Raw genomic sequence first — 21,465 nt, 5'->3', positions numbered from 1 at the left:
TGGCGGGGTGACGCGACCCTCCGACCCCGCCGACCGGCCCGAGCACCTCGACGTCGTCGTCGTCGGCGCGGGGCTGTCCGGCATCGGCGCGGCCTATCGGGTCCAGACGATGCTGCCGGGCCGCTCCTTCGCCGTGCTCGAGGCGCGCGACGCGGTCGGCGGCACGTGGGACCTGTTCCGGTACCCGGGCGTGCGCTCGGACTCGGACATGTTCACCCTCGGCTTCCCCTTCGAGCCGTGGCCCGAGGGCGACGCGATCGCCGACGGGGCCAGCATCCTCGGCTACATCCGCCGCACCGCCGCCAGGTACGGCATCGACGAGCGGGTCCGTCTGGGCCACCGGGTGGTCGCGGCGTCGTGGTCGAGCACCGACGCCCGGTGGACGCTCACCGTCGAGCACGCCGGCGACCGGACCCGGTTGACGTGCAGCTTCCTGCACCTGTGCAGCGGCTACTACGACTACGAGCAGGGGCACACCCCCGACATCCCCGGTGGCGACGCGTACGGCGGACGGGTCGTGCACCCGCAGTCCTGGCCCGCCGACCTCGACGTCGCCGGCCGGCGGGTCGTCGTCATCGGGTCGGGTGCCACCGCGGTGACCCTCGTGCCGGCGCTCGCGGACCGCGGTGCCCGGGTGACGATGCTCCAGCGCAGCCCCTCGTGGGTCGTGCCGCTCGCGCGTCGCGACCGGGTCGGCGACGCGCTCCGTCGTGCCCTGCCGCGCCGGGTCTCCGGCACCGCGGTGCGCTACAAGAACGTGCTGACGGCAGGCGCCTTCTACCAGCTCAGCCGGCGGCGGCCGGCCCTGGCCCGTCGGCTGCTGCTCCGCGGCGCCGAACAGGCCCTCGGGTCCGCGTCGGCCGTCGCCGAGCACTTCACGCCGGCCTACGACCCGTGGGACCAGCGCATCTGCTTCGTGCCCGACGGTGACCTCTTCGACACGGTCCGAGCCGGGCGCGCCGAGGTCGTCACCGACACCATCGAGCGGTTCACCGGGCGCGGGCTGCTCCTGACGTCGGGGCGCGAGCTGGCGGCCGACGTCGTCGTGACGGCGACCGGCCTGAGGCTGCAGGTCGCAGGCGGCATCGAGTTCGACGTCGACGGCGAGACCCGACCGACGCGAGACCTCGTCGTCTACCGTGGGCTGATGTTCGCCGACGTGCCCAACCTCGCGGTGAGCGTCGGGTACGTCAACGCGTCGTGGACGCTCCGGGCCGACCTCGCCAGCCGCTACGTGTGCCGCCTCATCGCCCACATGGACGCGCACGGTTGGCGGGCCGCGGTGCCGCGCGCACCCGAGGGCATGGCGGGCAGTGCGCTGCTGCCGCTGTCGTCCGGCTACGTGACGCGCGCGGCCGACCTCCTGCCGCGGCAGGGTGACCGCGCACCGTGGCTCATGCGCCAGAACTACCTGCTCGACCGCCGCGACCTGCTGCGCGGTGACCTCACCGAGGGGATGGAGTTCTCCCGCTGAGCCGCCGGCGGCTCAGCCGCCGCTCACCGGCCGGGCTCGAGGTCGACGGGGTCGCCGACGCGGATCGTGCCGGAACCGAGCAGCCGGAACACCGTTCCGGCGCGGTCGTGGAGGGCGCGTGCGGCGCCCGGCCCGAGCTCGTCGTCGAGCAGCCGGCACGGCGCCGCGACCCGGACCACCTCGAGGTCGACGTCGCCGATGTGGATGCGCTCCCCGGGGCGTCGGGGCACGACCGAGCCGCTGATCGTGAGGTTGCGACGCGTCAGGCCCGGGTCGACGGGACGGCCGAGCTCCTCGGCGGCCGCCTGCAGGCTCTCGACCGCCTGCACCGTGACGTGGCGGTGCCGGCTGCCGTGGTAGCGGTCCCCGACGAGCCCGACCCCCGCCTCGGCCTCGACGCTCTGCACCGACCGGGTGGGCAGGCGACGGGCCTTGGCGACGTGGATGGCGACGACGACGGGACTCACGCCGCCACCTCGACGCGGGGTGAGACGCCACCCGTGTCGGCGAGCTCGCGCAGCCGGCCCACGGCCCGGTCGCGCAGCGTCCACGGGTCGATCGTGTTGACGTAGATCTTCGTGCCGCCCTCGAACCCGGCGAGCGTCGAGATGCGCCACTTGATGACGGCGCGCAGCGGCATCGGCACGTCGACCGACGGCGGCCGGTGGTGCCACTCCTCGTTCGAGGGCACGTGGTCGCCGGTGGCGGCGTGGCAGGCGTGGACGAGGTCGGAGAAGTCGCGGACCTGCTCGTCGGACAGCTCCCACGGGCAGGGCTCGCCGTCGAGCAGGTGCACGACGAGCGCCGGATAGCGGTGGCCGACGCCGGCGAAGGCCACGGCGTGCTCGCTGCGAGCGACGACGAGACCCTGCTCCTCGGCATAGCGCGCCCCCCAGCGCAGGAACACGCCCGGCTCGCTCCGCACCCGGCGCACCTCCGCCTCCTTCTGGGCGCTCAGCTCGTCGATGGCGACGACCTGCTTGTGGAGGTGCTCGAACGAGGCGCCCGCCGGCGCGAGCCAGTTCTGGTACACCGACACGTACCTCGCGTACGGGTTGCCGCGGTAGATGTCGTGCATCGCCGTGATGCCGAGGCGCACGTACTGCTCGTGCTCGTCGGGTGTCAGGGTGCCCGACGCGGCCAGCTGCGTGTCGTCGACGGCGTCGTCCACGTAGTGGCGCCGGGCGACGACCACCTGGTGGTTGGCGGCGAAGAGGCCCGCGGCCTCGCGACCGAGGGCGTCCTCTGCGAGCGGCTCGGCCTCGGCCCCACGAGCACCCTTGGCCCGCATGCGGATCCGGGCCAACGAGGTGACGTGCGCATGCCCGGCCGGCGTGGAGAGGTAGGCGGCGCGGCGAGCCTGCGACTCCGGCGTCGGTTCGAAGCCGTGGGTCAGGTGCCAGTAGTCGTAGCCGAGGATCTCGTGGAGGTTGGGGACGAGCCGGAACTCCGCGACGGTGTCGTCCAGCTCGTCGGCGAGCACGCCGCGCAGCTGGGTCCAGCCGTCACCGGTGCGCACGACCCGGGCGACCTCCGGTGTGGTCTCGAGCTTGCGGCCGGCGCAGAAGGCGCAGTGCCGGTCGCGGTCCCCGGGCTCGATCGGCAGCGGCACGCGTCCCGGCACGTCGACCGGTCGCGCCGCGCGGCCGGGGAGCGTCCAGACCTTGGTGCCGGTGAGCGGGTTGACCTGCTTGACGGTGCCGTCGGGCAGCCGCGTCAGGGGGTGCGGCGTCGGCTGGAGCGGTGGCTGGCTCACGCCTCCAGACTAGGTGGGCTAGCGTCGGCACGTGGACGTCGACGACCCGCGCAGCGAAGGAGCCCGATGATGCGCGCCGCCCGAGTGACGACGCTCGACGGCCCGGGCTCGGTCCGGGTCGAGGAGGTCGAGGCCCCGACCCTCGCCGCGGGCCAGGTCGTCGTCGACGTCCACGAGGCCGGTGTCGCCTTCCCGGACGTCCTGCTGACCCGGGGGCTCTACCAGCTGCGGCCCGAGCCGCCCTTCACTCCGGGGGCCGAGTGCGCCGGCGTGGTCCGCGAGGTGTCCGAGGGCAGTGGGCTCGCGGTCGGCGACCGGGTCGCCGCCTTCCCGGTGCTCGGGGCGTTCGCCGAGCAGGTCGCGGTGCCGGAGCCGCTCGTCCTCCCACTGCCAGACCGGATCTCGTTCGCCGCAGGGGCTGCCCTGCCGATGAACTACCTCACGGTCCACTTCGCGCTGACCCGGCGTGCCGGCCTCGAGCGCGGCGAGGTGGTCCTCGTGCACGGCGCCGCCGGCGGCATCGGCACGGCCGCCGTCCAGCTGGCACGGGCCATGGACGCGCGGGTCGTCGCCGTCGTGTCGAGCGACGAGAAGGCCGCCGTGGCCCGGGCCGCGGGGGCCCACCACGTCGTGCCCGTCGACGGGTTCCTCGACGCGGTGCGTGAGCTGACCCAGGGGCGCGGCGTCGACGTCGTCGTCGACCCGGTCGGCGGCGACCGCTTCACCGACAGCCTTCGCGCCCTCGCGCCGGAGGGACGCCTGCTCGTCATCGGCTTCACCGGTGGGTCGATCCCGGAGGTCAAGGTCAACCGGCTGCTCCTCAACAACGTCAGCGTCGTGGGAGTCGGCTGGGGAGCCTTCTGGCAGAAGCGCCCCGAGTTCGTGCGCGCCCAGTGGGAGGCCCTTCTCCCGTTGCTCGGCCAGGGCCTGCTGGAGCCGCCCATCGGCAGCCGCCACGCGCTCGAGGACGTCACGGCGGCCCTCACCGAGCTCGACGAGCGTCGTGCCACGGGCAAGGTGACGATCAGGGTCCGCGGCTCGTGAGGCCGCTCGTGCCGTCTCGGACCCGCGCTCCCGAGCCGCCGCGTCGCCTCCTCGTCACCGGTGGTGCGTCCGGGCTCGGCCTCGCCCTGGTCCGCGCTCTGGCGGCCCGGGGCGACCGGGTGCTCGCCACCGACCTGGCGACCCAGCGGCCGGACGTGCTGCCCGCGTCCGTCGGCTACCGCCGCCTCGACGTGCGCAGCGACGCCGACTGGGACGCCACCCTCGCCCACCTCCGGGAGACGTGGGGCGGGCTCGACGTCCTCGTCAACAACGCCGGTGTCGCCGCGGGCGGGCGCATCGACGTCGCGACGATGGACGAGTGGCGCCGGGTCGTCGACGTCAACCTGCTCGGCGTCGTCCGTGGGTGCCGCACCTTCACGCCGCTGTTCAAGCAGCAGCGCGGCGGGCACATCGTCAACACGGCATCCCTCGCCGGGCTCGTCCACGCGCCGGGGATGGCCGCCTACAACGCCGTCAAGGCCGGCGTCGTCGCGGTGAGCGAGACGCTCTCGCACGAGCTGGCGCCGCACGGGATCGCCGTGACGGTCGTGTGCCCGTCGTTCTTCCGCAGCGGCCTCGACGCGTCGTTCCGGGGCACCGACGCCGAGCTGGAGGACGCCGGACGCCGCATGGTGAGGGGGTCCCGGCGCTCGGCCGACGACGTGGCCGCGATCGTGCTGCGCGGCATCGACGCCCGGCGCGACGTCGTGCTCACCGACATAGAGGGACGCGTCGCCTGGCGCGCCAAGCGGTTCGTCCGGCCGCTCTACACCGCCGCGATGCGCCGGGCGGCCACGCAGCTGGCCCGCGGTCGTGCGCCGGGGGCGCACCCGCTCGAGGCCCTGCACAAGGACTGAGAGCCGACCCGGAAGGGTTCTGGCTCAGCCGTGCCGGCGGTCCACCGCCGACGGCGCCGTGGCCCCCAGCACGTCGCGCAGCGTCGCCGCCACGAGGGCGGCCGCCTCCTCGGCGGCATCCGGTCCGAGCACGCGGCCGAGGTCGGCCTCGTCCGCGACGGTCTCCCAACCGAGCGCGGTGAGGGCCTCGACGTCGTGGGTCGCCAGGGCGGTCAGGCCCTCGAACTCCGGGTCGGCGACGCACTCGAGCACGAGCACGCCCTCGAGTCGGCTGGCCTGGACGAAGACGTCTGCGGCAGAGACGGACTCGCCTCGGTGGCGTCGACGGAACAACCCGCTCGAGCGCGCGGTGGCCGGCCCTTCGTCCCGCGCGCCTCCGACGTCCGCGTGCACCGCGAACGTCTCCCAGCCGCCCTCGGCGAGTGCGGCCAGGTCGGTCGCGACCCGCCGCGTCCAGCCCTCCCACGACTCCTCCGGGTGGCCCTCGTGACGCGTGCCGTGACGCCCACCGGGACGTCCGGCGCCGCTCACGCGTCCACCTCGACCACTGCCCCGGCCATGAGGGCACGCAGGTGGTCCGGGATCGGCGTGGGGCGGCGCGTCCGGGCGTCGATCTCGACGTGCACCCAGTGGCCCAGCGCCCGGATGTCCCCCTCGCCGCCGTGCGCCGGGTCGGCGAAGAGGCCGAGCTGGTAGGTGACGCTGCTCGTGCCGAGACGCGTCACCCGCAGCCCGACGACGAGCGGCGTGGGGAAGGCGACCTCGGCGTAGAAGACGCAGCCGGACTCGGCGACGACGCCCTGCGTCGGGTCACGGGTCGGGTCGATCGTCTCGTGCTCGGCCTGCCAGCCATTGATCGCCGAGTCGAACAGCTCGTAGTAGACGGCGTTGTTGAGGTGGCCGTACATGTCGTTGTCCGACCAGCGCGTCGTCACCGCCCGGTGGACGGGGAAGTCGGCGAGCGTCAGCGAGCGCGGGTCGGCCATCCGCCCATCCTGCCGGACCTGTGGACCGTGCCGCCGGGTGTCGGCACCCCGACCTAGAGTCGAGGGATGGCGTGGAGCGTGGGGCGGGCGACGTGGGTCGGGCAGGTCACCGATCCCGACATCGCCCAGCAGGTCGGCTCGCGCACCTTCGGTCGCGGCGAGGCCTATGCCGCCGAGCGCCGGGTCCGGTCCATCGCGACGCGGCCCGACGGGCTCATGATCCTCGGCACCATCGACGGCAGCGGCGCCGAGACCTACCAGACGATCATCGAGGCGCGACCGCACCCGAAGGGCCGCGCCCACCTGTGGAACGGGCGGTGCAGCTGTCCCGTCGCCACCGACTGCAAGCACGTCGTCGCCCTGCTCCTCACCGCGCGAGACGTCGCCAACGGCGTCCTGCCGGAGGCCGTCGTGGAGCCCGAGGACGGCCCGCGGGTCGGCGAGCCGGCCAGCGCCGGGCTCGTCGAGCGCCGGCCCGAGGGGGCGCCACGGCTCGTGCACTGGTCCGAGGTCCTGGGGCACATCCGTCCCCGCACCGCGGCCGCTCCTGCGCCGGACGCACGCCCCGAGCCGCAGGGCGACCTCATGCCCGCGGGCCTGCTCGTCGACGTCGTCTACCGCGACCCGCGCGGCCGCGGCGGGCTGCCCGAGCCGGGGTACGGCCTCCGGCCCACGCGGTGGACGCGCGCCGGCACGTGGCACCGCACCCTCACCTGGCACGACGCGCTGCCGCAGTGGCGTGCCGGCATCCGCCTCCTGCCCGAGCACGAGCGGGCGCTCACCCGCCTCTACGACGCCGCGCGCCACGCCTCGGGCGGCACGACGTACCTGACCGCCGCGCCGCCCATCGCCCTCGACGCGAGCCCGGACGTGTGGCCGCTGCTGTCGCGCGCCCGCGACGCCGGCGTCGTCCTCCTGCCCGGTGAAGGCGTCGTGGGGCCGGTCACCGTCGTCGACGAGCCGGCCACCCTCGAGCTGCACGTGCGCCGGGCCCCTGACGGTTCGGGCGACCTCGTCGTCCGGCTGCGCGTCGCCGGTCTGCCCGGTGGCGGCGGTGACGATGCGGACGAGGCCACCGGCGCCGCCGACGCCGCCCACGCCGCCGACGCAGGCGGTGGCGAGGTCCTCTTCCTCGGCGACCCGGTGCACGGCGTCGCCGTCTCCGCCGACGACGGAGCCCTCACCCTCGTGCCGCTCGAGCAGGACCTCGGGCTCGCGAGCGCAGCGCTCGAGCAGGCCCGCGCCGGTCTGCGCGTGCCCGCCGACGAGCGCGCCCGGTTCCTCGGGTCGACCGTGCCGGGGCTGCGGCAGCGCGTGCGCGTGCGCTCCGAGGTGCCGCTGCCCGTCGGTGACACGCCCGCCGGCGGGGAGGTCGCGCCCGAACGGGTCACCGTGCACGTCAGGGTGGTCCACGACGTCCCGGGCGAGGTCCGGGTCGACCTCGGGCACGCCTACGACGGCGTCCTTCGGCCGATCACCGAGCGTGCGGCGCACGGACCCTCCGCCGGCGGGACCCACGGGGGCGCGCTGGGGCTGCTCGGCATCCGTCGCACCCGCGACCGCGATGCCGAGACCGCGGCGACGCGCGCGGCGACGTCCCTGCACGAGGTGCCCGGGGCCGTCGGTGGCCTCGCCGAGGGGCTGCCGTGGCTGCGCTCGCGCCTGCACCTGCGTGGCCCCGACGCCGCGCGGTTCGTCTCCGAACAGCTGCCGGCCCTCGAGGCCGACGAGCACGTCACCGTGGAGGTCGACGGTGACCTCCCCCCGTACGAGGAGGTCACGGCACCGCCCGTGGTGCGCATCGGGGCCACCGACGTCGTCACGGGAGCGCTGCCGCCCGGCTCGGGTCCAGGGCCCGCCCGGCGTCGCGAGCAGGCCGAGCCCGGTGACTGGTTCGACCTGCGCGTCACGGTCGAGGTCGACGGCGAGGAGGTGCCCTTCGAGCCGCTCTTCGCCGCGCTCGCCGCCGGCGAGGACATCATGCTCCTCGACTCCGGCTCGTGGTTCCGGCTCGACCGGCCCGAGCTGGTCCGGCTGCGCACGCTCATCGACGAGGCGCGAGAGCTCGCCGACCCCGAGACCGGCGGCCTGCGGCTCAGTGCCCACCACGCCGACCTGTGGGAGGAGCTCGCGGCCCTCGGCGTCGTCGAGCAGCAGAGCGCCAGGTGGGCCGCCAACGTCGCGGCGCTCGCACCCCTCGCCGACGCGCCCGCAGCGGAGGTCCCGCGGGCGCTCCGCGCCACGCTGCGGCCCTACCAGCTCGAGGGCTACCGGTGGCTGGCGCGGCTGTGGGACGCCCGCATCGGCGGCATCTTGGCCGACGACATGGGCCTCGGCAAGACCCTCCAGGTCATCGCCGCGCTCGCCCGGGCGCACGACCGCGGCGAGCTCGGCAGCCCGAGCACCGGGTCCCCGGGTGCCCGGGGGCCCGTCCTCGTCGTCGCGCCGACGAGCGTCGTCGGCACGTGGCTGCAGGAGATCGACACCTTCGCCCCGCACCTGCGCACCGTCGCCGTCACCGCCACGGGGCGCAAGCGCGGCACGGTCCTGCCGGACGCCGTCGGTGGTGCCCAGGTCGTCGTCACCTCGTACGCCGTGCTGCGTCTCGACGCCGATGCCTTCCACGAGATCGCTTGGGGCGGAGTCGTCCTCGACGAAGCGCAGTTCGTCAAGAACCGTCAGGCCAAGACCCACGTCGCGGTCCGGCGGCTCGGTGCGCCGTTCACGCTCGCCGTCACCGGCACGCCGCTCGAGAACTCCCTCATGGACCTCTGGTCGCTGCTGTCGCTGACGGCGCCCGGCCTCTACCCGCGCCCCGACGTGTTCACCCAGAGCTACCGGCGGCCCATCGAGTCGGGCGAGCGACCCGACCTGCTCGACCTGCTCCGCCGGCGCATCCGCCCTCTCGTCCTGCGCCGCACCAAGGAGCAGGTGGCCCTCGACCTGCCGCCCAAGCAGGTCCAGGTCGTGCCGCTCGAGCCGCACCCGGTGCACCGGCACGTCTACGACCAGCACCTGCAGCGCGAGCGCCAGCGCATCCTCGGCCTGCTCGGCGACCCCGACGGCAACCGCGTCGCGATCCTCGCCTCCCTGACCCGGCTGCGCCAGCTCGCCCTCGAGCCCTCGCTCGTCGACCCCGCCCAGGCTGGCCGGGCCACCGCGGCGAAGGTGGAGTTCCTCGTCGACCAGCTGCGCGAGCTCGCCGCCGAGGGCCACCGCGCGCTCGTCTTCAGCCAGTTCACCGGGTTCCTGCGCCTCGTCGAGGCGGCGCTGGCGAAGGCCGGTCTCGAGACCGCCTACCTCGACGGCTCGACGACCGACCGCCAGGAGGTGGTCCGCGGCTTCCGCCAGGGTGACGCGGTGGCGTTCCTCATCAGCCTCAAGGCCGGCGGGTTCGGGCTCACCCTCACCGAGGCCGACTACGTCTTCGTGCTCGACCCCTGGTGGAACCCGGCGGCCGAGGCCCAGGCCATCGACCGCGCCCACCGCATCGGCCAGGACAAGCCCGTCACGGTGTACCGGCTCGTGTCGGCCGGCACCATCGAGGAGAAGGTCGTCGCGCTCCAGGAGCGCAAGCGTGACCTGTTCGACCGTGTCGTCGACGAGGGCGGGTCGCTCTCCGGCGCGATCACCTCGGACGACGTCCGCGACCTGCTCGGGCTCGACTGAGCCGCCCGGACGACGGGTCCGCTTGACCTCAAGCCCTGTTGAGCTCGCAGGATCGTCGAGTGGGTCCCCCTCGACGGCGTCGCCCGGTCGGCCGGGACACCCCTGTCGGCCCGCGCGACGCGCGGCATAGAGTGATCGGAGCCGAAAGGTCTCCAGAAAGGAACGACAAGTGGCTTACACGCTTCCCGAGCTCGACTACGACTACGCGGCTCTCGAGCCGCACATCAGCGCTCGCATCATGGAGCTGCACCACAGCAAGCACCACAAGGCCTACGTCGACGGCGCGAACGCCGCGGTCGCCAAGCTCGAGGAGCTGCGTGAGTCCGGTGACTACGCAGCCGTCAACGGCGTCGAGAAGAACCTCGCGTTCCATCTCGGCGGCCACACGAACCACTCGGTCTTCTGGAAGAACATGAGCCCCGACGGTGGCGGCCAGCCCGAGGGCGAGGTCCAGGCCGCGATCGACGAGTACTTCGGCGGCTTCGAGAAGTTCCAGGCGCACTTCAACGCCAACGCCAACGCCATCCAGGGCTCCGGCTGGTCGATCTGGGCGTGGGACACCATCGCCGGCCGGCCGCACATCATGCAGCTGTTCGACCAGCAGGGCAACATCCCGGTCGGCCAGATCCCGCTGCTGCAGCTCGACATGTGGGAGCACGCCTTCTACCTGCAGTACGAGAACGTCAAGGCCGACTACGTCAAGGCCTGGTGGAACGTCGTCAACTGGCAGGACGTCGCAGCTCGTCTCGAGCGCGCGAAGGCCACGACCGGCCTCATCATCCCGGCCTGACGTCCACGCACCTCGACCGGAGGGCGGTCACCCGACGTGGGTGGCCGCCCTCCGGCGTGTCCGGTGTCCGGTGTGCGCGGAGCCGAGGGCGCCGTTCACGCGTCACGGTGCGCCGCGGCGCCGGCCGTGACGGCGAACGAGGACGGCACGGTGAACCCGTGCTCCGCGAACGCGTCCTCGACGGCCCTGCCGACCTCGTCGACGGCGTCGGCCCGCACGATGGCGATGCACGAGCCGCCGAAGCCGCCGCCGGTCATCCGGGCGCCCAGGGCGCCGTGCCGCCGCGCGGTGTCGGTGGCGACGTCGAGCTCGTCGCAGGAGATCTCGTAGTCGTCGCGCATCGAGGTGTGGGAGGCGTCGAAGAGCCGGCCGACCTCGTCGAGGTCCCCCGCGCGCAGGGCGGCGACGGCCCGCTCCACCCGGTCGATCTCGGTGACGACGTGCCGGACGCGTCGCCGCATCTCGTCGGTGGGCAGCCGGTCGAGCGCCGCGTCGAGCCCGGACGCGGGCACCTCACGCAGCGTGTCGACACCGAGGAGGCGGGCGGCCTCCTCGCACGCGTCCCGGCGCGCGGCGTACTGGCCGTCGACGAGCTCGTGGTGGGCCCGGGTGTCGGTGACGAGCAGCGCGTACCCGGACGAGGCGAGGTCGAAGGGCACCTGCTCGGTCTGCCACGACCGGCAGTCGAGCAGCAGGGCGCTCGCGTCGTCGCACAGCAGCGCGGCGGACTGGTCGAGCCCTCCGGTGGGGGCGCCCGCGATCTCGTTCTCGGCGCGGATGCAGGCCTGCGCCAGGCGCGCCCGGGAACCGGCGTCCTCGAGCAGCCCGAGCCCGCCGAGGTCGCTGACCGCGGCGCCGACCGAGCACTCGAGGGCCGCCGAGCTCGACAGCCCGGCACCGACCGGCACGACCGAGTCGATGACGACGTCGAGGCCCGGCACGTCGTGGCCCTCCTCGCGCAGCGCCCACAGCACACCCGCGACGTACGACGCCCAGCCGCCGGGCCGCTCGGGCGACACGTCCGCGAGCGCGACCTCGACCGGGGTGTCGCTCTGCAGGGAGCAGACCCTCAGGACGCCGTCGTCGCGCACGGCGGCCGCGGCGTACGTGCGCTGCGGCAGGGCGATGGGCAGGCACAGGCCGCCGTTGTAGTCGGTGTGCTCACCGATGAGGTTGACGCGGCCCGGCGCCGACCAGACGCCCTGGGGCTCGCGGCCGTACCGGCCGACGAAGCGGGCACGGACGCCCTCGATCACCTCTTCCGGCTCTCTCGCGCTCACGGTGCCACCTCCCGCAGCCGGGCCGCGGCCCGCTCCGGCGCGACGTCGTTGACCCAGCCGCCGACTCCCGACTCGGACCCGGCGAGGTACTTGAGGCGTCCGGGACCGCGCAGCACCGACATGAGCTGCAGGTGCAGGCGCGAGGCGTCCCGGCCGACCTTGGCGGGCGCCTGCTGCCAGGCCGCGATGTACGGGAGGGTGACGGGCGAGCCGTTCTCGGCGACGTAGTACCGGTCGAGCCGGCCGAGCAGGTCGTGGTACACGGTGGCGAGCTCGTCGCGCTCGTCGTCGTCGAGGGCGGCGAGGTCGGGCACGTCGCGGTGCGGCGCGAGGTGCACCTCGACCGGCCACCGGGCCGCGAACGGCACGTACGCGGTCCAGTGCGTGCCCTCGATGACGACGCGGGAACCGTCGGCGCGCTCGGCGGCGAGCAGGTCCGCACCGAGCAGCCGACCGGTGCGCTCGAGGTGGCACTGCGCCGCGTCGAGCAGCTGACGGGTGCGGGCCGGGACGTACGGGTAGGCGTAGATCTGCCCGTGCGGGTGCGGGAGGGTGACGCCGATCTCGCGGCCGCGGTTCTCGAAGGCGAAGACGTGCTGCACCTCGGGCCGGGCCGCGAGCGCCTCGGTGCGCTGGGCCCACGTGTCGACGACCATCCGGACCCGCTCGACCGACAGGTCCTTGAAGGAGCTCTCGTGGTCGCTGGTGAAGCACACGACCTCGCAGCGTCCCACGGCGGGGCGGGTTCCGAAAAGGCCTGTGGGGTCGGGGAACTCGGCTCCCAGCGACTCGACGGCGTACGAGGGGAACCGGTTCTCGAAGACGACGACCTGGTAGTCCGACTCGGGGATCTCCGAGGGTGCGGTGCCGCGGCCGGTCGGGCAGAGCGGGCACTCGTCCTTCGGCGGCATGAACGTGCGGTTCTGCCGGTGCGCCGCGACGGCGACCCAGTCGTCGACGAGCGCGTCGTGGCGGACCTCCCCGGACAGCACGCGCGGCTCGACCGGACGCAGGTCGCGGGCCGTGCGCTCGGGCGTACCCGGCTGGTCGACGTAGATGATCTCGCGACCGTCGGCCAGGGTGCGGGAGGTGAAGCGGTGGCTCATGAGGTGGCTTCCACGATCTCGAGGGAGCCCACGGCGTCTCCGAGGGCGGTGCGGGCACGCTCGCCCAGGGCGGCGTCGGTGACGAAGACGTCGACGTCGTCGAGCTCGGCGAAGGTGCTGAGGCCGACGGTGCCCCACTTCGAGGAGTCCGCGAGGACGCACACCGTGCGGGCCGAGCCGATGAGGGCCCGGTTCGTCTCGGACTCGACGAGGTTGGGCGTCGTCAGGCCGGCACGGTCGTCGACGCCGTGCGCCCCGAGGAACAGGACGTCGTAGTGCAGCGACCGCAGCGCCGACACGGCGACCGGGCCCACGAGCGCGTCGGAGGGGGTGCGCACGCCGCCGGTGAGGACGACGGTCTGCCCGGGAGCCCCCGACTCGTGGAGCAGCTGCGCGACCGGCACCGAGTTGGTCACGACGGTCAGCTGCGGCACGTCCCTGACCGCGCGGGCCAGCTCGTAGGTCGTCGTACCGGCGGAGATGCCGATGGCGCTGCCCGGGCCGACGAGCCGGGCGGCGTGCCGGCCGAGGGCCTGCTTCTGCGCGAGCTGCAGGTGGGACTTCGCCGAGAAGCCGGGCTCCTCGCTGGACCGGGTGCCCCCGACGGCGAGGGCGCCGCCGTGGACGCGCTCGAGCAGGCCGTCCCCGGCGAGACGCTCGATGTCGCGGCGGATGGTCATGTCGGAGACCCCGAGGCGCTCGACGAGGTCGGAGACCCGGACCGCGCCCTCGTCCTCGACGAGCCCGAGGATGACGGTCCGGCGTTGGCTGGCGAGCACGTTCAGTCCTCTCGTACGACGGCGACCGCTCCCGGCGCGAGCGTGACGAGGCCGTCCGTGCGCCGGTCGGCGACGAGGTCGTACCCCGTGACGCGCACCTCGTGCTCGGCGTCGTCGTGGTTGAGCAGGAACAGCCACGAGCCGTCCCCGTTCACGCGCCGCGTCGCCTCGACGCCGCGGTGGAGCCCCGCGACGGTCGGCGGGACGCCCGCGGCGGCGAGCACGCCCTCGAGCAGGCCGCCCAGGGTCTCGTCGTCGGGCAGCGTGCTGAGGTACCAGGCGCCACCGGCGCCGACGTCGCGTCGCGTCACGGCCGGACGGCCGACGAGCGGGCCGGCGGCATACGTCGCCACGACCTCGGTGCCCTCGCCCGCGGTGACGTCCTCGCTCCACCACGTGCCCGTACCGCTCGAGAGCGCCACCGTCTCGGCCCGGTCGAGCGGGAAGAGCTCCTCGACGCGGACGCCGAGCAGGTCGCGGAAGGCGCCCGGGTAGCCACCGAGGCGCACGTGGTCGTCCTCGTCGCTGATCCCGGAGAAGTAGGTCACGACGACCTGTGCCCCGCGCTCCGCGGCAGCGGCGACGGCGGCGGCCACGGCGTCGGACACCGTGTACAGCTGGGGGACGACGACGACGTCGTAGGGTGCGAGGTCGGTCGAGGGGTGGACGACGTCGGTGGTGACGCCGCGCGCGTGCAGCACCCGGTGGACCGCGTGCGCGGCCTCGAGCGGGTCGAGGTCGGCGGACGGCATGCACGGGCCCTCCGCCGCCCAGATCGCCTGGAAGTCGTGCAGGACCGCCACCCGGGCCTCCACGCGGCTGCCGACGAGCTCGCCCAGCCGTCCGGCGATGCGGCCGAGCTGCTCGACCTCGCGGAACCGGGCGCTGTCCGGGCCCGCGTGCGGCACGACCGCGCTGTGGAACTTCTCGGCACCGGCGCGCGACTGGCGCCACTGGAACCAGCCGATGGTGTCCGCGCCACGCGCCACGTGGGCGACCGCGTCGCGGATCGTCTGGCCGGGAGCCTTGGCGTGGTTGACCGGCTGCCAGTTGACGGCGCTCGTCGAGTGCTCCATGAGCATCCAGGGGGCGCCGCCGGCGAGGCCGCGCGTCACGTCGCCGCTGAAGGCCAGCTCGGCGCGCGGGTGGGCCAGCGTGTCGACGATGTAGTGGTCGGTGCTGACGACGTCGACGGCGTCGGCCCACTGCGCGTAGTCGAGGTGGCGGAAGTGGGCCAGCGTCATGAAGTTCGTCGTGACGAGGACGCCGGGGGAGCGCTCCTCGAGCACGGCGCGCTCGGCGCGCATGAAGTCGAGCAGGGCGTCGGAGGAGAACCGCCGGTAGTCCAGCACGTGCGTCGGGTTGTTGAACGTCGTCGATCGGCGGGGCGGCAGCACCTGCTCCCAGGCGGTGTAGCGCTGGCTCCAGAAGGCGGTGCCCCACGCGTCGTTGAGACGCTCGAGCGTGGTGTACCGACGCAGCAGCCACGAGCGGAAGTGGCGGGCGCACTCGTCGCAGTAGCAGGGCAGGTTGTGGCAGGCGTACTCGTTGGACACGTGCCACATCGCGAGGGCCGGGTGCTCGTGGTAGCGCGTGGCCAGCTGCCGCGTCAGGGCGAGGGCGTACTCGCGGTAGACGGGGGAGGTGGGGCACCACGCCTGCCGGCTGCCCGGCCACAGCGTGTGGCCGTCGACGTCGACGGGCAGGATCTCGGGGTGGGCGTGCGAGAGCCACGGTGGCGGCGTGGCCGTGGCGGTGGCGAGGTCGACGGCGATGCCGCCCGCGTGCAGCTTGTCCATGACGGTATCGAGCCACTCGAACTCGTACTCGCCCTTGGCGGGCTCGAGCCAGGACCACGAGAAGACCCCGAGGCTGACGAACGAGACGCCGGCGCGGCGCATCAGCTCGACGTCCTCGTCCCAGACCGAGCGGGGCCACTGTTCGGGGTTGTAGTCACCGCCGAGGGCGAGGATCTTCGTCGGCCAGGAGCGCATGGCGCCCAGCGTGGACCGCGGACCGGCGTGATGTCAACATTTTCCAACAGTCGGACCGGTTTGAGTCTGTCCGGTCGGCGAGCCGGCGTCCGCGCGGGCCGTGTCCGTTCGCGGCGGCGTGCTCTCGGGAAGACGACTCTCCCCCCAAGCGGCGCGGGCGGGCAAAGGTTCCATCACGATCTGCGACGGGGTTGTCCGGTCCTCTTGACAGAAGTGTCCGACCTGAGGATTCTCTGTTTGTTGTTGGCTGGTTTTGAGCGACTGTGTTCGTTCTCGGCCCCGGCCACTCCACATCCGGTACAGCGTCAAAGGAGACCGCAATGACCCGCCCGAGCACCGAGGCCGAGTACCTCGCTCGCATGGTTCCCCCCTCCGTTCGCGGCATCGACCGTCGGACCCTCCTGCGCGGCGCCGTGGGCGTCGGTGCCCTCCTGGGCGCCGGTGGCCTCGCGGCCTGCGGCAGCAACTCGGGCTCGGCCGGCGTCCCCACGGGTGCCGTGACCGGAACGGTGACCGTCGGCTCGAACCAGTCGGACGCCGTGCCGAAGGCGGCCGTGCAGGCCTACATGGACGCCTTCTCCAAGGCGAACCCCGGCACGACCGTCAAGATCAACACCGTCGACCACAACTCCTTCCAGGAGAACATCAACAACTACCTCCAGGGCTCGCCCGACGACGTCTTCACCTGGTTCGCCGGCTACCGCATGCAGTTCTTCGCCGAGAAGGGCCTCGTCGGCGACATCTCCGATGTCTGGAAGAACATCACCGGCATGAGCGACGCGCTGAAGAAGGCCTCGACCGGCGCGGACGGCAAGCAGTACTTCGTGCCGATCACCAACTACCCGTGGGCCGTCTTCTACCGGAAGAGCCTCTGGCAGCAGCGGGGCTACGAGGTGCCGAAGACGCTCGACGACCTCAAGACGCTCGGCGCCCAGATGCAGAAGGACGGCATCGCCCCGATCGCCTTCGGCGACAAGGACGGCTGGCCCGCCATGGGCACCTTCGACCAGCTCAACCTGCGCGTCAACGGCTACGACTTCCACGTCAGCCTGATGGCCGGCAAGGAGTCGTGGACCGACCCCAAGGTCAAGAAGGTCTTCGACACCTGGGCCGGGATCCTCCCGCTGCACCAGGCCGACTCCCTCGGCCGCACGTGGCAGGAGGCGGCGCAGTCGCTCCAGCAGAAGAAGTCCGGCATGTACGTCCTCGGCTCGTTCGTCGCGCAGCAGTTCGGCAAGGGCGCCGAGCAGGACGACCTCGACTTCTTCACCTTCCCCGAGATCGACTCGACCGTCGGCACCGACGCCATCGAGGCGCCGATCGACGGCTACATGATGAGCGCCCGCCCCAAGAACGAGGGCGCCGCCAAGAAGCTGCTCCAGTACATCTCGCAGCCCGAGGCCCAGCTGCTCGCCCTCAAGGCCGACCCCAGCGTCATCGCCACCAACGACAAGGCGGACACGAGCGGCTACACGGCGCTGCAGAAGAAGTCGAAGGAGTACGTCCAGTCGGCCAAGTCCATCGCGCAGTTCATGGACCGCGACACCCGCCCGGACTTCGCCTCGACGGTCATGATCCCGGCCATCCAGACCTTCCTGAAGAACCCGAAGGACATCGACGGCCTCTGCAACAGCATCCAGGCCCAGAAGAAGAGCATCTTCGGCTCCTGACGGGGCGGTCACCATGGCGAGCAACCGCAGGTACAAGGGCATCGACCAGCTCTCGGCGCGCGACCGGGTCGTCGTCGCGCTGATGGTGGCCGTGCCGACCCTCCTCGTCCTCTGGCTCGTCTGGATCCCGGCGATCGGCTCGGTCCTGCTCTCGTTCACCAACTGGGACGGGATCGGGCCGCTCTCCGGCATCAAGTCGGTCGGGCTCCAGAACTACCGCGACATCACGACGATCTACCCACCGTTCTGGCCGGCCATCCAGCACAACCTCATCTGGCTGGCCGTGATGTTCCTCGTCGCGACACCGCTCGGGGTGCTCTTCGCGGTCCTCGTCGACCGGGGCGTGACGGGCACCCGCTTCTACCAGACGAGCATCTACCTGCCGGTCGTGCTGTCCCTGGCCCTCATCGGCTTCATCTGGCAGCTCATCTACTCGCGGGACCAGGGCCTGCTCAACGCGATCACGGGCGGCACCACCGACTGGTACGGCGACCCGGACGTCAACCTCTGGGCAGCACTCGTCGCCGCCACCTGGCGGCACTCCGGCTACATCATGCTGCTCTACCTGGCCGGCCTCAAGGGCGTCGACCCGTCGCTGCGGGAGGCCGCCCGGATCGACGGCGCGAGCGAGACGACGACCTTCTTCCGGGTGGTCTTCCCGGTGATGCGGCCGATCAACATCATCGTGCTCGTCGTCACCGTCATCGAGTCGCTCCGCGCCTTCGACCTCGTCTGGGTCATCAACAAGGGGCGCAACGGGCTCGAGCTCATCTCGACACTCGTGACGCAGAACGTCGTCGGCGAGGCGAGCCGCATCGGCTTCGGCTCGGCGCTCGCGACGATCATGCTCGCGATCTCCAGCGTGCTCGTCTTCGTCTACCTGCGCATCGCCATGAAGGAGGACTGACATGTCCCTCACCGCCGACCCGGTGCAGGAGCGCACCCAGGTCCTGCTCCACCCGCGCGAGGGGGGACCGCAGTCCGGGCGCCGCTGGTTCCTGCCGCTGGTCCTGACCCTCGTGTCGCTGATCTGGCTCTTCCCCCTGCTCCTCGCGCTCGTCAACTCCTTCCGCGACTACGCGTTCACGGCCAAGCACGGCTACATCTCGTGGGGCGGCTTCACCCTCGACAACTACAGGAACGCCTGGGAGCAGGGCGACTTCGGCCTGCACTTCTGGAACTCGTTCATCATCACGGTGCCGGCCGTGCTGCTGACGCTGTTCCTGTCGGCGTGCGTCGCGTTCGTCGTCGCGCGGTTCTCGTGGAAGGTCAACCTCGCCCTCCTCGGCTTCTTCATGGCCGCGAACCTGCTGCCGCCGCAGGCGCTGCTCATCCCCGTCTACCGGATGTTCCGCGCCATCGAGGTGCCCTTCTGGTTCAGCGAGTCGGGCACCCTGCTCGACAGCTTCCAGGGCCTCATCCTCGTCAACGTCGCGTTCCAGACCGGGTTCTGCGCCTTCGTCCTCAGCAACTACATGAAGGCGCTGCCCAAGGAGCTCTACGAGTCGGCCGTCATCGATGGCGCGAGCGTGACCCGCCAGTTCTTCCAGATCACGCTGCCGCTGTGCCGCCCGGCCCTGGCCGCGCTCGCGGTGCTGCAGACGACGTGGATCTACAACGAGTTCTTCTGGGCCACCGTCCTGCTCCAGCAGGGCGACAAGTACCCGGTGACGAGCTCGCTCAACAACCTGCGCGGCCAGTTCTTCACCGACAACAACCTCGTCGCCGCTGGATCGATGATCATCGCGATCCCTACGCTGGTGATCTTCTTCGTGCTCCAACGACACTTCGTGGCGGGCCTGACGCTCGGCGCGACCAAGGGATGACGTGACCGACCCCACCCACCCGACCCACCCGACCGACGGGTCCGAGCCGTCCACCGTCTCTCCCTTCTTCGTCGAGGCCGCCGGGACCGCGATCGTCCTCGAGCCGCAGCCCGGCGGCGCGGGGCTTCCTGAGGTCGTCCACTGGGGCCCCGCCCTCGACGGCGGCGCGGGCACGTACGCGGCCCTGGCCCGGCTCACGACCGCGCCGGCCCCACCGAGCGCGCTCGACGAGCCGTGGCCGCTGACCATCCTGCCGGGCGAGGCGGACGGCTGGTCGGGCACGCCCGGCTGGGCCGGTCACCGTGGCGGCGCATCGGGCGCCCTGCGGTGGAGCGAGGTCACCTGCACGACCGAGGGCACGACGCTCGTGACGCGCGCGAGCGCGCGCGACGGCGTGCGTCTGGAGCTGCGCCACTCCCTCGACGAGCACGGGGTGCTCCGCGTCGACGCGTCGGTGACGAACACCGCTGATGCCGACGTCCCGCTCGACGTGGCGGCGCTGCGCGCCATCCTCCCGCTGCCCGTGCGCGCCGACGAGGTGCTCGACCTCACCGGACGCTGGTGCCGCGAGCGTTCGCCGCAGCGCAGCAGGCTCGACCACGGCACCCACCTGCGCGCGTCGCGGCGGGGCCGCACCGGCCATGACGCCACGCTGCTGCTCATCGCCGGCACGCGCGGGTTCGACTGGGGCACAGGCGAGGTCTGGGCCGTCCACACCGCGTGGAGTGGCAACCACGAGCACCTCGTCGAGGCACTCCCGGAGGGCGCCGGCCGTCACCACGCCGTCCTCGGCGGCGGCGAGCTGCTCGCGCCGGGCGAGGTGCGACTCGCGCCGGGGGAGTCGTACGCCGCCCCCACCGTCGTCTTCCTCCACTCGACCGACGGCCTCGACGGCCTCTCGCGGCGCCTGCACCGCAGCCTGCGGGCCCGCGCGGGGCACCCGTCGCGCCCGCGACCCGTCGTGCTCAACACGTGGGAGGCGGTCTACATGGAGACCGACCTCGACCACCTCAAGGCGCTCGCCGACACGGCCGCCCGCATCGGCGTCGAGCGCTTCGTGCTCGACGATGGGTGGTTCGGCGGACGACGTACCGACAAGGTCGGGCTCGGCGACTGGGTCGTGTCCGACGAGGTGTGGCCCGACGGCCTCTCGCCGCTCGTCGACCACGTGAAGGGACTCGGACTCGAGTTCGGGCTGTGGTTCGAGCCGGAGATGGTCAACGAGGACAGCGACCTCGTGCGCGCGCACCCCGACTGGGTGCTGCGCCCGGCCGACGGTTCCCCGCGCGAGTGGCGCTTCCAGCAGCTCATCGACCTGACGAACGACGAGGCCCGCGCCCAGCTGCTCGAGCGGATCAGCAGCCTCGTCGCCGAGTACGGCATCGCCTACATCAAGTGGGACCACAACCGCGACCTCCACGAGGCGGTCCACACCGTCGAGGTCGCCGGCCGTCGCGTCGTCGACGCGCCCGCCGTCCACGCCCACACGCTCGCGTTCTACAGCCTGCTCGACGACCTCCGGGCCCGGCACCCCGGGCTCGAGATCGAGTCGTGCAGCAGCGGTGGGGCGCGCGTCGACCTCGAGGTGCTCGACCACACCGACCGCATCTGGACCAGCGACTGCAACGACGCGCTCGAACGGGCGAGCATCCAGCGGTGGACCAGCCTGCTCGTGCCCGCCGAGCTCATGGGCACGCACGTCGGCCCTGGCACCGCCCACACGACGCACCGCACCGTCGACCTCGGCTTCCGCACCCTCATGGCGCTCCAGGGCCACGCCGGGCTCGAGTGGGACATCACGACGTGCTCCGACGGCGAGCTCGAGGCCCTGAGGGCATGGACGGCCCTGGCCCGGGAGCTGCGGCCACTGCTGCACACCGGTGACCTCGTGCGGTCCGAGAGCCCCGACGGCACAGTGCTCGTCACGGGCACCGTCGACGCCGACCGCGGCCACGGCGTCTACACCGTCGCGCGCCTCGTGACCGGCCGCGACGCCGCCACCGGGCCACTGCCGCTGCCCGGCCTCGACCCGGCCCGCACGTACACCCTCCGGGTCCGCCCCGAGGCAGGCCTGCCGGCCGTCGTGCAGCTCGTCCCGCCGGCGTGGTGGGAGCCGGCGCTCGGCGACGAGGGGATCCTCGTGCCGGGGGCCGTGCTCACGACGGTGGGCCTGCCGGTCCCGGTCCTCGGGCCGGCCCAGGGCTACCTCGTCGAGGTGACCGCGACCGCCTGAG

The 21,465-nt window shown here is 72.9% G+C and carries 17 protein-coding genes; 9 read left to right on the top strand and 8 right to left on the bottom strand.

Annotation, left to right across the window (positions count from 1 at the left end):
- Window positions 1-7: 7 nt before the first annotated feature.
- Complete coding sequence (locus tag AC1VM9_RS06410; RefSeq protein WP_483121863.1) at window positions 8-1,474, top strand: flavin-containing monooxygenase; 1,467 nt, start codon at window positions 8-10, stop codon at window positions 1,472-1,474.
- A 23-nt stretch (window positions 1,475-1,497) separates the two neighbouring features.
- On the opposite strand, the gene AC1VM9_RS06405 is transcribed toward AC1VM9_RS06410, so the two are convergent.
- Both AC1VM9_RS06405 and AC1VM9_RS06400 read right to left on the bottom strand, forming a co-directional pair.
- On the bottom strand, window positions 1,498-1,941 hold the full coding sequence (locus AC1VM9_RS06405; protein WP_483121861.1) for an MOSC domain-containing protein: 444 nt from the start codon (window positions 1,939-1,941) through the stop codon (window positions 1,498-1,500).
- Window positions 1,938-3,230 carry a DUF4921 family protein gene (locus tag AC1VM9_RS06400; protein WP_483121859.1) on the bottom strand — a complete coding sequence of 431 codons (1,293 nt, stop codon included), beginning with the start codon at window positions 3,228-3,230 and terminating at the stop codon, window positions 1,938-1,940. Before AC1VM9_RS06400 ends, AC1VM9_RS06405 begins: the two co-directional genes overlap by 4 nt.
- A 69-nt stretch (window positions 3,231-3,299) precedes the next feature.
- Here AC1VM9_RS06400 and AC1VM9_RS06395 point away from each other — a divergent pair, with 69 nt between their 5' ends.
- Together AC1VM9_RS06395 and AC1VM9_RS06390 are read left to right on the top strand one after the other, a co-directional pair.
- Window positions 3,300-4,274, top strand: a complete 975-nt coding sequence (locus AC1VM9_RS06395) for an NADPH:quinone oxidoreductase family protein (protein WP_481342441.1) — start codon at window positions 3,300-3,302, stop codon at window positions 4,272-4,274.
- A complete protein-coding gene (locus AC1VM9_RS06390; RefSeq protein WP_483121856.1) occupies window positions 4,271-5,131 on the top strand; it encodes an SDR family NAD(P)-dependent oxidoreductase in 861 nt (286 codons plus the stop codon). Before AC1VM9_RS06395 ends, AC1VM9_RS06390 begins: the two co-directional genes overlap by 4 nt.
- Window positions 5,132-5,155: 24 nt before the next feature.
- Here AC1VM9_RS06390 and AC1VM9_RS06385 read toward each other — a convergent pair whose 3' ends face one another.
- Together AC1VM9_RS06385 and AC1VM9_RS06380 are read right to left on the bottom strand one after the other, a co-directional pair.
- Window positions 5,156-5,662 (bottom strand): TY-Chap domain-containing protein, encoded by a 507-nt coding sequence (locus AC1VM9_RS06385; protein ID WP_483121854.1) that lies wholly within the window; start codon window positions 5,660-5,662, stop codon window positions 5,156-5,158.
- Complete coding sequence (locus AC1VM9_RS06380) at window positions 5,659-6,117, bottom strand: acyl-CoA thioesterase (RefSeq protein ID WP_481342607.1); 459 nt, start codon at window positions 6,115-6,117, stop codon at window positions 5,659-5,661. The genes AC1VM9_RS06385 and AC1VM9_RS06380 overlap by 4 nt, the downstream gene beginning before the upstream one ends.
- Before the next feature lie 66 nt (window positions 6,118-6,183).
- Here AC1VM9_RS06380 and AC1VM9_RS06375 point away from each other — a divergent pair, with 66 nt between their 5' ends.
- Window positions 6,184-9,786 carry a DEAD/DEAH box helicase gene (locus tag AC1VM9_RS06375; RefSeq protein WP_483121852.1) on the top strand — a complete coding sequence of 1,201 codons (3,603 nt, stop codon included), beginning with the start codon at window positions 6,184-6,186 and terminating at the stop codon, window positions 9,784-9,786.
- A gap of 169 nt (window positions 9,787-9,955) precedes the next feature.
- Window positions 9,956-10,576, top strand: a complete 621-nt coding sequence (locus tag AC1VM9_RS06370; RefSeq protein ID WP_481342609.1) for a superoxide dismutase — start codon at window positions 9,956-9,958, stop codon at window positions 10,574-10,576.
- Between the two features lie 95 nt (window positions 10,577-10,671).
- Here the strand turns inward: AC1VM9_RS06370 and galK are convergent, their stop codons facing one another.
- The 4 genes from galK to AC1VM9_RS06350 are packed head-to-tail and all read right to left on the bottom strand — an operon-like array spanning window position 10,672 to window position 15,735.
- Complete coding sequence (gene galK, locus AC1VM9_RS06365) at window positions 10,672-11,856, bottom strand: galactokinase (RefSeq protein WP_483121850.1); 1,185 nt, start codon at window positions 11,854-11,856, stop codon at window positions 10,672-10,674.
- Window positions 11,853-12,962, bottom strand: a complete 1,110-nt coding sequence (gene galT, locus AC1VM9_RS06360; protein WP_483121848.1) for a galactose-1-phosphate uridylyltransferase — start codon at window positions 12,960-12,962, stop codon at window positions 11,853-11,855. The genes galK and galT overlap by 4 nt, the downstream gene beginning before the upstream one ends.
- Window positions 12,959-13,741: a DeoR/GlpR family DNA-binding transcription regulator gene (locus tag AC1VM9_RS06355; protein ID WP_481342612.1), complete on the bottom strand. Its 783-nt coding sequence runs from the start codon at window positions 13,739-13,741 to the stop codon at window positions 12,959-12,961. The genes galT and AC1VM9_RS06355 overlap by 4 nt, the downstream gene beginning before the upstream one ends.
- 2 nt (window positions 13,742-13,743) lie before the next feature.
- On the bottom strand, window positions 13,744-15,735 hold the full coding sequence (locus AC1VM9_RS06350; RefSeq protein ID WP_483121846.1) for a beta-galactosidase: 1,992 nt from the start codon (window positions 15,733-15,735) through the stop codon (window positions 13,744-13,746).
- Window positions 15,736-16,055: 320 nt separating this feature from the next.
- Here AC1VM9_RS06350 and AC1VM9_RS06345 point away from each other — a divergent pair, with 320 nt between their 5' ends.
- The 4 genes from AC1VM9_RS06345 to AC1VM9_RS06330 are packed head-to-tail and all read left to right on the top strand — an operon-like array spanning window position 16,056 to window position 21,464.
- Window positions 16,056-17,405 carry an ABC transporter substrate-binding protein gene (locus tag AC1VM9_RS06345; RefSeq protein WP_481342614.1) on the top strand — a complete coding sequence of 450 codons (1,350 nt, stop codon included), beginning with the start codon at window positions 16,056-16,058 and terminating at the stop codon, window positions 17,403-17,405.
- A gap of 13 nt (window positions 17,406-17,418) precedes the next feature.
- The gene (locus AC1VM9_RS06340) at window positions 17,419-18,312 is read left to right on the top strand and encodes a carbohydrate ABC transporter permease (RefSeq protein ID WP_481342616.1); all 894 of its coding nucleotides are present in this window, start codon (window positions 17,419-17,421) and stop codon (window positions 18,310-18,312) included.
- 1 nt (window position 18,313) lies between these two features.
- The gene (locus AC1VM9_RS06335) at window positions 18,314-19,231 is read left to right on the top strand and encodes a carbohydrate ABC transporter permease (RefSeq protein ID WP_481342617.1); all 918 of its coding nucleotides are present in this window, start codon (window positions 18,314-18,316) and stop codon (window positions 19,229-19,231) included.
- A 1-nt stretch (window position 19,232) separates the two neighbouring features.
- Window positions 19,233-21,464 (top strand): alpha-galactosidase, encoded by a 2,232-nt coding sequence (locus AC1VM9_RS06330; RefSeq protein WP_483121843.1) that lies wholly within the window; start codon window positions 19,233-19,235, stop codon window positions 21,462-21,464.
- Window position 21,465: the final 1 nt, after the last annotated feature.

The organism is Monashia sp. HAY1-11D, assembly GCF_056868035.1.
This window is presented reverse-complemented; position numbering and strand designations above follow the sequence as displayed.